The sequence below is a fragment of the Haloarcula nitratireducens genome (assembly GCF_019599505.1).
Genome location: NZ_RKLT01000005.1, coordinates 1 through 12,083 on the forward strand (window position 1 = coordinate 1; position 12,083 = coordinate 12,083).

Below are 12,083 nucleotides of genomic sequence, written 5' to 3' on the forward strand. Positions count from 1 at the left end.
CCGGGTTGCCCATTCCCTCTTTCACGCCGGCAGCGATGAGCGCGACGTTGACGGGGTAGGCGGCGAAGAACCCGATGGTCAGCGAGAACAGCAGGGCCGTCCAGAACAGCGGCGTCGTCCAGCCCGCTTCACCGGCCAGCAGCAGGTCGGTGCCGATGGCGACGATTTCCATGATGGTGATGCTGGGCGTCTCGCTCCAGATGGCGTCCCACATCGCTTCCTTGAAGCCGACACCCTCCTGCATTAGCGGGCCGACGGTCAGCGCGAATCCGCCAACGAACGCGAGCGTGAATGTCAGCGCGACCAACCAGAGCGTCGAGACACTGAGGATGATAGTCGCGGCAGTGATACCGATCACCTCGCCTACGCCACATCCTGAGTAACAGTGCGATGTCGAGCGGAAGCCCTGCTTCCACAGTGAGTCACTATCAAGTTGTGTTCGGCCCGTCAACCAGTACACGCCGAGGCCGAACAGCCCTGAGTAGGCGATGACGAGCGACCAGACGAACTTCATGAGCGACGGGATGTTCTGGTTGTACTTCTCGAAGTCCCACCATAGCACGCCCAGTGAAACGATATTGACTGTAAGCCAGATACCCAGCGTCCACCCGCTCGACAGGATCGGCTTGATGACGTCTCGAGCGGGCGCGAGCATCCGTTCGATCTGATGTGCCCATTGGAGCGCCCACTCCGGAACGGGCGAACTCGCCAGTGCCAGTATTGGTTGTTCCAACATAGAAGGTCTCTATACGCCTCCCGACTCTTTGATTGCTAGCTTGAATGAACAGCGAGTGGGTTGGTTCGCCTGAGACGTTCGGAGGTGACACGGCTGTGAGATGGGGCGTGGCTACTGCGTAGGTTCCGCGGGCTCGATGATATCGATGTTTAGTAGCGATTTCCCGCTCTCACGACTTCCGAGGATTGAGTCACTCGGTGGCCAGCTCACCCACGATACCCGAGTAGCCGGAGGCCGTTCAGTGAGACGAGCACTGTCGAGCCTTCGTGACCGACTACTGCGAGCGGGAGCGGGATGCCCCGCAACAGAATCGTGCCGACCATGAGCCCGATCGCGCCGAAAGCGATGGCGAGATTGATCCTGAGCGTCCGACGCGTTCTGCGTCCGAGGCCGAGGACATAGGGAATCTTGCTGAGCTCGTCGCCCATCAGTACCACGTCGGCGGTATCGAGCGCGACGTCGGTTCCCGCACCCCCCATCGCGACGCCGAGGGTTGCCGTGGCGAGCGCCGGCGCGTCGTTGACGCCGTCACCGACCATCGCCACGTTCTCGTGTCGCTCCACTAGCGCTTCGATAGTCGCTACTTTCTCCTCTGGCAGCAGTTCCGCCTGGACTTCGTCGATGCCGACCTCGTCGGCGATGCGCTGGGCGACGCGCTCGTTGTCGCCCGTCAGCATAACGATGTGCTCCACGCCGAGCGAGCGGAGGTCGGCGATCATCTCGGCGGCGTCAGGACGAACCGTATCGGTGAAGGCGAGCCATCCCGATACGGTGACTTCGCCGTTGCTCTCCCGTGCGACGAGAACAGCCGTCTTTCCCTCTGCCTCTAACTCTTGGAGTCGTGCCAGACCCGGTTCGAGCCCGTCGATCGCTCGGCCTTCCAGAACGGTGTCGAAGTAGCTCTGATTCCCAATATGGACGGTCTCGTCTTCGACATCGGCTCGGACACCTTTTCCGGCGACCGACTGGAACCGCCGTGCATCGAGAGCGTCGAGTGACCGGTCTCTCGCCGCCGTCACGGTCGCACGAGCGAGGTGATGCTCCGATCGGGCCTGCACCGCGGCCGCGAGTGAGAGCAGTCGGTCGTCAGTCAGCGTCTCGTCTGCCGCGCCGTCACGGACGAACACGTCGGTCAACCGCGTGTCGCCCTGCGTGAGCGTCCCCGTCTTGTCGAAAGCGACCGCATCGATATTCGCCGCCGTCTCGACGTGCTCGCCGCCCTTGAACAGGACGCCCTGTTTGCCGCCGGAGGCGATCGCTGAGAGGACCGCCGCGGGCGTCGAGATGATGACTGCACACGGTGAGGCGGCGACCATGAGCGTCATCGCTCGGTAGAACGTGCTCGTGAACTCGTTGCCGAGCGCGAGCGGAACTGCGATGGCTGCGATTGTGAGCCCGAACACGGCGAGGACGTACGGCTGTTCGAGGCGGTCGATGAGCCGCTGTGTCGGCGCTTTCTCGCTCTGTGCGCGTTCGACCATGTGGATGAGACGACTGATCGCCGATTCGTGAGCCTGCCGAGTGACCTCGATTTCGAGACTCCCGCTCTCGTTGATCGTCCCGCCGAACACCTCGTCGCCGGGTTCCTTCGGCACGGGAACTGATTCGCCGGTGAGCGACGCCTGATCGACCGTCCCCTCGCCGGACGTGACCACGCCGTCGAGCGGGATTCTGTCGCCGGGACGCACGACGAACACGTCGCCGACGGCGACGTCGTCTATGGGGACGGTGACTTCCTCGCCGTCGCGCAGGACCTGCGCTTCGTCCGGCCGCATCTCGACGAGCGACTTGATCGCCCGGCGCGAGCGACCGATAGCGTAGTGCTGGAGCGTGTTCGACAGCGAGAACAGGAACAGCAGCATCGCGCCCTCGAACGGTGCTCCGATCGAGAGGGCACCGACCGCGGCGACGATCATCAGCAGGTCGATATCCACGGCCCGGTGACGGAGCGTCTGGACGGCTCCCTCGAGCCCGTACCAGCCGCCGAAGACGTACGCGACGCCGTAGCCGGCCCACAGAAGGAGTGGCGGGCCGTCGAGCCACCCCGTCGCTAAGCCGGTCACCATACCGACCAGCGTCAGACCGACGAACGCTGTCTCGCGTCTGAGCTCCGAGCGAGAGGCCACCTCGTCAGTTCCCATATCCGGTTCGTCTCGAATCGAGACGTCGCGGTCGCGGACCGTTTCTCGAAGCTGTTTCTCCGTGGTGACACTCTCGTCGTAGGTGACCCGAACGCTTCCCGTTCGGAATGAGACGTCGACATCGCGGACGCCGGGTGTATCTTGGAGGTGGCGTTCGAGTGCTCGTGCCCCTGCTTCGCCGCGACCGCCTCGCCGTTCGATCTGGACCGTACACGTCGATAGCGGGGGTGGTTCAGTAACGGTCACGCGACTTCTCCGTACGATATGTCCTGCTTTTGCATTATAGATTTCTCACCATGTCCTCATCTGCCCGAATTCGAGTGGGTTCTCGACCCTTTGGGATGCTCTCCTGTTGTTCTCGACCGAACAAGTCAGCTGATGATCGCCACTGGGATCTGTGCTCGGCGAGTGACTGTCTCGGCGACGCTCCCGAGGAGCGCCCGGTCGATCCCTGAGCGGCCGTGACTTCCCATGACGATCTGGTCGATATCGTGGTCCGCCGCGTATTCGAGAACCGAGCGTGCCGGTCTCCCAACTTCCGTGACGGTCTCGAGTTCAGTGTCGCGTTCTGTCGCGAGGTCCGCGGCCGTCGTGTGGATTCTGGTTGCTTGTTCTTTCGCATTCTCGTGCCAGTCTTCGGCGACTGGTAAGCCGCCGGTCTCCGCGTCGATAACCGCGTCGATTGGATCGATGACGTAGATCGCAGTAATAGGGGCGTTCGGGAAGGTCTCGATAGCGTACGTGAGCGCGCGCTCTGAAAGCGGGGAGCCATCGAAGGCGACGAGGACGTTGTCGGGCATACGAGTAGATTCGAGACGAGTTGAGAAGAGTGTGGTGCCGGAAGCTGGGCGGCCGGGAGTACTGTTAACTACGATGTCTGTCACAACCGGGTATGCCTAGCATCCGTACGTGGATCGATCGACACCGCCTCCTGACCTTTGTCACAATCGCGTACGCCTTCACGTGGACAATTCAAGGGGCGCTCGTGTATTCAGGTATGGGAGCGTCTTGGACGCACTCGATTCTGATTGGATTCGGCGGGTTCGGCCCGCCGATCGGCGCGGCAGTCGTTATTTGGGCCTCTGGTGGTAGTCTCCGCACCTGGGTCGGCCAGATGTTCGAGTGGCGGATCGGCGCGAAATGGTGGGCGCTGGCACTCGGCCTTCCGTTCGCCGTCCTCTCGCTCGGCGTCCTGCTGTTCGTGGCCGCCGGTGGTCCGGTCGACCTGACCGAGTTCGAGTCACCGTTCATCTACCTGTTCGCGATGGCGTGGGGGACCGTATGGGGTGGCGGCCAAGAGGACCTCGGTTGGCGTGGCTTCATGCTGCCCATCCTTCAGGACTCTTACAGCGCGCTAGTCTCGAGTGCTATCGTAGGGGTCACGTGGGCCGTCTGGCACCTTCCTCTGTTCCTGAATGCTACGACCACTCACGGCAGTTGGCCGCTCTCGCAGCAACTCCTCTGGATGGTCTCCATCCTTGCTGGGTCCATCCTCTGGACGTGGATGTACAACGGCACCGGTGGGAGCGTCCTCGCCGTTGCGGTGTTCCACGCCGGCGTCAATGCGATGGGCATCTTCCACCCCGCCGATCAGGAGGCGCTCATACCGAACGGTGTCCCCGACCCCTGGCTGAATCTACTCGCCGAAGTTACGGGCGTCCTTCCCCTCGTGGCGATCGCCATTCTCTTGGTAGTCGTGTACGGCGGGGACCGCCTCGCAAATCGCGAGCCTCCAACGCCTCAAGACGCTGGTCTGCCGGCAGAACCCGACTCGGAAACGACCGCATGAGAGCGCTCCCACACCGGACATCGGCGTTGAGCGCACGGAGCGCCATGCCGGGCGGCCTTGGCTTCAGCGACGGGAGTCATACTCAGAGATGCATGCCAGAGGCACGCATTAGCACGGAAGCGGATGTCTGCAGAGGGGACGCCGCCGTATTAGGAATCCGCTCCTGATAGAACAGACTGTCTCGACTACAGAACTAGAGTGGGAGTAGAACCAGAAATATCGGGAGAATACCCAATGAGATGAGGAACCCAGTCAGGTACCGACGGTCGGCAACGAGTCGAATTTGGATAGTCTCGACAGCCCGGAAGTACGTCGAGAACCGCACCAGCGTTCCGACTGTGATAATCGTCCCGACGGCCACGAGCGATAACACGATAGCCACTCCTCGTGGGGATTCCAGCAGTACGGCGATGACGACCGTATCGAAGAAGGTACCGATGTTCGCCCCTAAGACGTAGGGAACGATCTCCTGCCGTCTGATGTAGTTGCGGTTGTAAAGGGGAACGACCACCCCCAACGAGAACGCAACGCTGGTCGTCACGCCGGTAATGAGGACGCCGAGTCCGAACGAAGTCCACTTGTGCCGAAATCGGCGAAAGAACCGCTCGCGGAGCCATTCGGTGTTGATTCGCTTGAGCACCCAGTCGAAGAGAGTGAGGCTTCCAAACAGCACGAGAACGGCTATCACGAGTCCCGTGCCCACACCGGCGGTATCGACAACGGCCCCCGTCACGGGATCGAAAACCGCTAGCGGATGAACCGAGAGTTCGATCCGGCTACTGACACTCTCAAACTCCGCCCGAAGTACCGGTAATAGGAGATACCCGAGCACAGTCGCCGGTAGATAGACCGAGTGTGACAAGAGGAAGGTCAGTATCCCCAGTCTGGTGGACTCACTGAACGAATAGCGCCGCTTCTGGAAGTAGTCGAGCATCCCGATCAGGAGGACGATGGCGGCACCCCCGAGGCGCGAGCCGGCGAGCATCAGGAACAGCTGTGAGGCCGTGAGAATCCCAGTTTTGAACAGCGAGATGGACAGGGCCGCCACCACTGACCCGTTAGTGAGTACGTACGTGGCGAGCCAGCTTGCGCCCAGGGCTTGCCCGCTCCCGGTGACGTATCGCCTGAAGAACCGTTCGAGCGGAGCAGCCGCAGCCGCTGTGGACGCACCCAGCAGCTGAACCGCGAACAGGAACAGTAACAGGGAGACGAGAGCGCCGACGACTAGCGCGCCGGACGCACGCCCCCGTGTCAGTATCTCGTCGAGAGTCGGGCCCACAGGTACTCTGTCTCTACAGCCCCGTGGTAGGCGCACAAGGGTTAGTATCCATCTTGGGGACCTCCCTCAGTGTCGGTCGCTCGCTCTCGGACTGTGAGGACAGGCACGTCCGTGAGCCGAATAACCCGTTCGGTAACGCTCCCGAGGAGATACCGATCCAAGCCGGTTCGACCGTGTGTCCCCATTACGATACAGTCCACGTCATTCTCCTCGACGTACTCGACGATCGCTCGGTAGGGAATCCCGTCGAGCACCGCTCCCTCGATCGCCGTCACGTCGGCGGCCTTCGCACGGGCACGAACGTCGTTTAGGGTTTGCTCACCGGCCTCGTCGAGCGCGTCCAGTATCGTCGCTACGTTGGCCCCGCCCCAGACAGCGCTGATGTCGACCACGTTGATAACGTGCAACGTTCCGTCAGTCCACCGTGCCAGGTCAATCGCGTGATCGGCTGCGGTGGTCGCACAGGAGCTGCCGTCAGTCGGGACCAGAAACGAGTCGAACGCCGACTCGACGACGGTGTCTTCGTGGACGGTCAGTACAGGTATCGTCGCCTCGCGCAGCGTCAGTTCGGCAACGCTACCCAAGATGAAGCGGTCGAGCCCGGTACGTCCGTGCGTTCCCATGACGATACAGTCGATCTCGTGTTCGTCGGCGTATTCGAGGATAGTATCGTGGACGGACTCGCGTTCGTCGAGAGACGCGGTCTGCACGTCGACGCCTGCGTCTATCGCCATTTCAGCGATAGTCGATGTCACTTCCTCGCTGCGGCCATCGAACTCTCGGGCCGCGTCGTCGTCACTGGCGGCCGGTACTTCATCGGATTCGAGAACGTGAATCACGTGAAGAGCGGCATCGAATTGACGGGCAAATCTTATAGCAGTGTTGCCCGCTGCCTCCGCAACGGTGCTACCATCCGTTGGGACCAGAAGTCGGTCGTAAGGGGACATCCCGTTCGTGACATCGAACCGGAACGTCGTAAACCTAAGCGACGATTCTCGGTCAGCGGTAATTCGTGACGACGGACCGGTGTCTCGCCCGAATGCAGTCTCTGGCGTTGCCCATGATCGCGGCGGTCACACCAGCCAGTTCATCGAAGCAGTCTACTCGCGGAACGTCGGTAGTGCTCGTCCGTCACTCGGCGCCAGTTGGCCCGGAACTCGCGTCCGCGAAATCGCGTTTGACCGACCGATCTCCTTCGTCAGTTGGTACGTTTTCGTCAAATAGCCTCTTGTCACGTCGAACCGACCTACGACCATGGCGTTCCCGATTCGCGTCAACGACGTGATGAGCAGTCCGGTCACGACGGCTTCGCCCGAGACACCTGCCAGCGATGCCGCCGGCCGGTGTTGCGCGGCCGCGATCGGCTCGCTGGTCGTCGTCGAGGACGATGCGGTCATCGGTATCGTCACTACTGACGACTTCGTGCGATTACTCAGCGAGGTGTCGGACCCGGAGACGCGCTCGCTGTCTGAGTTCATGTCGACCGGCGTCGTTTCGGTCGATGCAAGCGCTACCCTCGGCGACGCAGTCGAAACGATGTCTGAACACGACGTCGCCCGGTTGGTCGTCTTCGAGGACGATGAACTGGTTGGGCTGGTCAGCACTGACGACATCGTCCGTCACGTCCCGCAAATCCTGCAGCGGCGGGAGATCGAAGATCACGAGCGACAGACGGCTCGCTACCATCGACAACAAGAGACCGCCTACGAGCAAGCCGACTGGGACGTCGAGAGTACGGGCCTCGACGACGACCGTATCAACGTCGGTGACAGAGTCACCTTCTCGAAGACGATCAGCGAACAGGACGTGGAGAGTTTCGCGGCCGCCAGCGGCGATACCAACCGGCTCCACCTCGACGAGGAGTACGCCAGCCAGACGCGGTTCGGCCGGCGAATCGTTCACGGGACGCTCATTTGCGGGTTGATCAGCGCCGCGCTGGCCCGTCTCCCCGGTGTAACCATCTACCTCTCACAGGATCTCTCGTTCCTCAAACCGGCCGAGGTCGGTGACCGACTCACCGCGGTGTGCGAAGTGGTCACGGACCTGCGGAGGAACAAATATCAGCTCACGACCGACGTGCTCGACGAGGACGGCGACCGTCTGATCGAGGGACAGGCCGCCGTCCTGATCGACGAGACGCCGGAGACCGGTCGAGTCACGGTCGAGACCCTCGCTAATAGCTGACCGGGTACTTAACAGACGATCTCTACCTGATGAGTATTCGAAGACAGGCGACGACACACGGAATTATGCCACTTGGCAGCGTATCTTGAGACGGAATGACTATCGAGGGACTCACCGACTTCGGAATGAGCGAGATGAGCGACGAGGAGATAGAGGGGTTTCTCACTAGTCAGAGCATGGGAACGCTCGGACTCCCGACGGAGACTGAGCCCTACTTAGTTCCGATGTCCTACGGATACGATGGCGGGTCGCGTCTTTACTTCTACTTCGTCGTGGGGAACGAGAGCCGGAAAGCGGAATTGGCCAGCCGGGCGGAGTCGGCGTCGTTCCTCGTGTACAGCGCCGAGACGGCGTTTAACTGGGAGAGCGTCAGGCTCACGGGAACGATTCGGGAACTCCCAGGAGACAGGCGCGACCACGTCGAGGAGACGGCAGCGCCGACGTGGCGTCCGGAACTGTTCGAAGCCGCGAGCGAGTCCCTCGGGACACGGATATACGAGTTCCGGATCGAGGAGTGGACTGGAGTCCGACACACGGGTCTCCCACCGGGCTTCTATAGCTAAGCGAGCGCCGGTCCTCGCCGGTAACGAGGATAATTGAGGGGAGGCCCGCCCCGCACTCTTCGGACGCTCACTCTCCGGTTCCGGCTTCTTGCTGGCCGGTGATCTCGTTCGGTGTGAGACGGAAGAATCGGAACTCCAGCGTGAGGGGATGACTGTCGTATACGTCCACGAACGGGATTCGTATTCGCTGCATCGCCTCGGCGACTTCGGGATCGAGTGCCGATTTCGTGACCTCGTCCAGACTGCCAGTTGCGATGACGCTTCGCCAGCCACTGCCCGTCTCCTCGTAGGTAACGAACGATATCTCCCCGTCTTCACCGATGAGCTCCTTCTTTCCGGCGTCCTCGGGACCGACAGCCAGTCGGAAGTAGAAATTCCCCGTATCTGCGTCGTAACCGTACGAGATTGGCCGGGTATACGGAGGACCGCCGTTCGCCGAATCGAACGAGATGACGCCAGTTCCACCCGTCCCCAAGAACTCGTTCCGCGCTTCCGTACTCATCTGTACCGAGCGGGCATCTTCCATACAGATACTTCGGGTCGGATTGTTAAAAGTCTCACACGTCCACCTCTGGGAAGACGCTATGCGCGAGAGGGTCGCCAGTACCCGTCGCGGGAGTTTCCCGACCCGCCCTCTAGCGATTGGTCGAAGTCAGACCGCTTTTGCGTCTCCCCGCGGTACGCGCAGTCCGCCATGAACACGAAGCTCTTGGCGGGCAGTCCTGGCCGGACTCAGTCTCCTCGGGCCAACCTCGACGCACGGGCACAGCACTTCTTTTTCGCGCAGTACAACCGTCCCGACCGACTCGTCTACCAAGTCCGGGATCGGTGATAGGGTCGCGGCGGTGAGGGCAAGAACTACCGCTGGAACGCCGCTCGAGAACTCGCTGGCTCGACCGGGTAACGAAGGTCACTGTAGGGTTCGTGACCTTTCAACGCCGATTCCAGTTCGGTTTCGTCGGGTATCTCGCCGTCTTCGTCCCACCGTTGTTGAATGTACTTATCTGGGGTATGCTATCGACCGACAGAAGTTGCGCGCCATGTCGGCTGTATGCAACGCCCAACGGCGTGGGTATTAGCCTTGTAGTTCCGTATGAGTCTCCCCCGCACGTATTAAGCCGTCTGATGAGCGCGACTGGCACGAACCTCGACGATCGACGGGTGCTGGTCGTCTAGAAGACCAGTCCCGCAGTGTTCTGGAGGATGACGATCCAGATGATGCTCGAGACGCCGAGCACTAGGGTCGCCAGCGTCCAGGCTTGATAGGCCGTCGCCGTCTCCATGTCGGTGAACTCCGTGATGATCCAGAAATAGGAGTCGTTCGCGTGACTGACGGTCATGCTGCCGGCGCCGATCGCGAGGACGGCGAACACGCGGCCGATCTCCGTGTTCAGTCCGAGCGACCCAAGCAGCGGCGCGACGAGGCTAGCGGTGGTCAGGATCGCGACCGTCGAGGAGCCCAGCGCCGACTTCATCGCCGCGGCGATGATGAACGCGGCCAACAGCCCGATGCCGAGGCCGCCCAACGTGTTGGTGATGAAGCTCTGGAGCGGCAGTGCGCCGAGGACTTCGCCGAACGCGCCGCCGGCGCCGGTCACCGCGAGGATGACGGCGGCCTTTTTGATTCCATCGGAGACCCACTCGTCCGTGACGCTGCTGTCGAAATCGGGTACGATCGCGAAGGCGATGAACGTACCGATGAGCAGCGCGACCGCCGGATCACCGAGGAACAGCAGCCAGCGCTGGAGCGTTCCGGTGATCAGTTCTGGGTTCTCCGCTTCGGGGTAGGCCGCAATCGACCCGATCGCGATGAGTGCGATCGGAATGAGTAGCGGCGCGAACGACGCGGCGCGCGATGGCATCGACCCGTATTCGTCTTTGATCTCGTCGATCGTCATCTCCGGGTTGGGATCGATGTGGTAGTTCGACGCGACTCTGTCGGCCCATATCGCAGCGACGAAGACGATCGGCGCGCTGACGATAATTCCCGCGAGCATGACGAGACCGATGTCCGCGCCGATGATCCCGGCGGCCGCGATCGGGCCGGGCGTCGGCGGGACGAACACGTGCGTGACGTAGAGCCCGCCGGCGAGCGCCACGCCGAGCGTCGACAACGAGAGCCCGGAGCGCTCGGCGAGCGACCGGTTCAATCCGGAGAGGATGACGAATCCGGAGTCACAGAACACCGGAATGGAGACGAAACTTCCGGTGATCGCCATCACCTCCGTCGTGTGCTCTTCGCCGACGTAGTCGAGGATCGTCTCCGCGATGACGATCGCCGCACCGGACCGCTCGAGACAGGTGCCGATGATCGTCCCGGCGATGATGACGATCCCGATGTAGCCGAGAATGCCGCCAAACCCGTCTGTCACCAATGTGGCGGCTTCTGCGGGGTCGAGCCCCGCGACGAGTCCGGTCAGGTAGGCGGCGATGAGGAGCGCAAGAAATGCGTGTAGATCCAATTTCGCCGTGGCGATGATGATAAACGCTACTGCCCCGACGAGTAACAGTATCAGTGGTAATCCTTGAAGCATGCACTCGGGACACAATCAGGAACGACCATGGACCTTACTATCTAGTGCTCTTGGCACTGTAGGAATACGCGATGCCTGTGCGGTACAGGCTCGAAAACTCGCGGGCTATCTCTGACTGAGTATACGGCTCTCCATATCGATTAGCGTCGTAAATGCGAAGTTACTGCACCGACGGCTGGCCGATGAGACGTGAGTGATAGCAGAGACCACCCCACTCGAAAGCAGCCGACGTGAGTTCATTAGAAACGCGATCACGACGGTAACCGCCGCCCGAGCGAACAACGGCCGCGGACCGCTCGAGGCCGATCCGTTCACGCCTGGTGTGGCTTCCGGCGATCTCTCCCGGGGTTCGGTCGTTCTCTGGACGCGTCTCGCGCCCGAACCACTCGCCGAAGACGGTGGGATGCCCGACCGTCGAGTACCGGTACGGTGGACGATCCCGACCGACGGGGAGATGGACAACACAGTTGGACGGGACACCGCGAAGACACGTCCTGAATACGCCGCTCGTCGAGGGGCCGGACCACAGCACAGAGCGCTACTACCAATTCAGAGTCGCCCCGGATCAGAGCCCGGTCGGCCATCTGCTCGAAGCCCCGTCGCCCGTGTCTCGAAGTCCGTCGTAGACTGGAGGGCGACGTAGATGGCGGTGTGGTCGGACATCGTTCCGTCGCTGGTGAGCACGCCACCGCAGTCGGTCGGATAGCCGATCATCTACGCGACAGTTATCGAGACGGGCCAGTGTCACGCGAATATAGAACCACGGAATTCGCCGAAGGCAAGATGCGATCTCCCTCTGGAGTCATCTGTGGGCGCGGTTCACGGAGTGTTCAGACACAAGCTCGACTGAGATACTG

11 protein-coding genes and 1 pseudogene are annotated in these 12,083 nt (G+C 61.7%); 4 read left to right on the forward strand and 8 right to left on the reverse strand.

Going from position 1 to position 12,083, the window contains the following annotated elements; all coding sequences use genetic code 11:
* The 3 genes from EGH23_RS14640 to EGH23_RS14650 form a co-directional block, all read right to left on the reverse strand.
* On the reverse strand, nucleotides 1-736 hold a 736-nt coding region (locus tag EGH23_RS14640; protein ID WP_236044855.1), incomplete at its 3' end, for a DUF4396 domain-containing protein.
* Nucleotides 737-942: 206 nt separating this feature from the next.
* Complete coding sequence (locus EGH23_RS14645) at nucleotides 943-3,123, reverse strand: heavy metal translocating P-type ATPase (RefSeq protein WP_220580735.1); 2,181 nt, start codon at nucleotides 3,121-3,123, stop codon at nucleotides 943-945.
* A 125-nt stretch (nucleotides 3,124-3,248) separates the two neighbouring features.
* Nucleotides 3,249-3,677 carry a universal stress protein gene (locus tag EGH23_RS14650; protein ID WP_220580736.1) on the reverse strand — a complete coding sequence of 143 codons (429 nt, stop codon included), beginning with the start codon at nucleotides 3,675-3,677 and terminating at the stop codon, nucleotides 3,249-3,251.
* Between the two features lie 92 nt (nucleotides 3,678-3,769).
* Here EGH23_RS14650 and EGH23_RS14655 point away from each other — a divergent pair, with 92 nt between their 5' ends.
* Complete coding sequence (locus tag EGH23_RS14655; protein ID WP_220580737.1) at nucleotides 3,770-4,666, forward strand: CPBP family intramembrane glutamic endopeptidase; 897 nt, start codon at nucleotides 3,770-3,772, stop codon at nucleotides 4,664-4,666.
* Between the two features lie 193 nt (nucleotides 4,667-4,859).
* On the opposite strand, the gene EGH23_RS14660 is transcribed toward EGH23_RS14655, so the two are convergent.
* Nucleotides 4,860-5,945 (reverse strand): sodium:phosphate symporter, encoded by a 1,086-nt coding sequence (locus tag EGH23_RS14660; protein WP_220580738.1) that lies wholly within the window; start codon nucleotides 5,943-5,945, stop codon nucleotides 4,860-4,862.
* A gap of 41 nt (nucleotides 5,946-5,986) precedes the next feature.
* The gene (locus EGH23_RS14665) at nucleotides 5,987-6,892 is read right to left on the reverse strand and encodes a universal stress protein (RefSeq protein ID WP_220580739.1); all 906 of its coding nucleotides are present in this window, start codon (nucleotides 6,890-6,892) and stop codon (nucleotides 5,987-5,989) included.
* Nucleotides 6,893-7,199: 307 nt separating this feature from the next.
* On the opposite strand from EGH23_RS14665, the gene EGH23_RS14670 reads away from it, so the two are divergent.
* Complete coding sequence (locus EGH23_RS14670) at nucleotides 7,200-8,129, forward strand: CBS domain-containing protein (RefSeq protein ID WP_220580740.1); 930 nt, start codon at nucleotides 7,200-7,202, stop codon at nucleotides 8,127-8,129.
* A 95-nt stretch (nucleotides 8,130-8,224) separates the two neighbouring features.
* A complete protein-coding gene (locus EGH23_RS14675) occupies nucleotides 8,225-8,692 on the forward strand; it encodes a pyridoxamine 5'-phosphate oxidase family protein (protein ID WP_220580741.1) in 468 nt (155 codons plus the stop codon).
* Nucleotides 8,693-8,759: 67 nt separating this feature from the next.
* On the opposite strand, the gene EGH23_RS14680 is transcribed toward EGH23_RS14675, so the two are convergent.
* Nucleotides 8,760-9,218 (reverse strand): pyridoxamine 5'-phosphate oxidase family protein, encoded by a 459-nt coding sequence (locus tag EGH23_RS14680; RefSeq protein WP_220580742.1) that lies wholly within the window; start codon nucleotides 9,216-9,218, stop codon nucleotides 8,760-8,762.
* A gap of 646 nt (nucleotides 9,219-9,864) precedes the next feature.
* Entirely contained in the window at nucleotides 9,865-11,226 is a 1,362-nt protein-coding gene (locus tag EGH23_RS14685; RefSeq protein WP_220580743.1) for a GntP family permease, read from the reverse strand.
* Between the two features lie 322 nt (nucleotides 11,227-11,548).
* Here EGH23_RS14685 and EGH23_RS27200 point away from each other — a divergent pair.
* Nucleotides 11,549-11,668, forward strand: a pseudogene (locus EGH23_RS27200) (PhoD-like phosphatase N-terminal domain-containing protein); the annotation flags it as partial.
* A 107-nt stretch (nucleotides 11,669-11,775) separates the two neighbouring features.
* On the opposite strand, the gene EGH23_RS26365 reads toward EGH23_RS27200, so the two are convergent.
* Complete coding sequence (locus EGH23_RS26365) at nucleotides 11,776-11,940, reverse strand: hypothetical protein (RefSeq protein ID WP_236044856.1); 165 nt, start codon at nucleotides 11,938-11,940, stop codon at nucleotides 11,776-11,778.
* Between the last annotated feature and the right edge of the window lie 143 nt (nucleotides 11,941-12,083).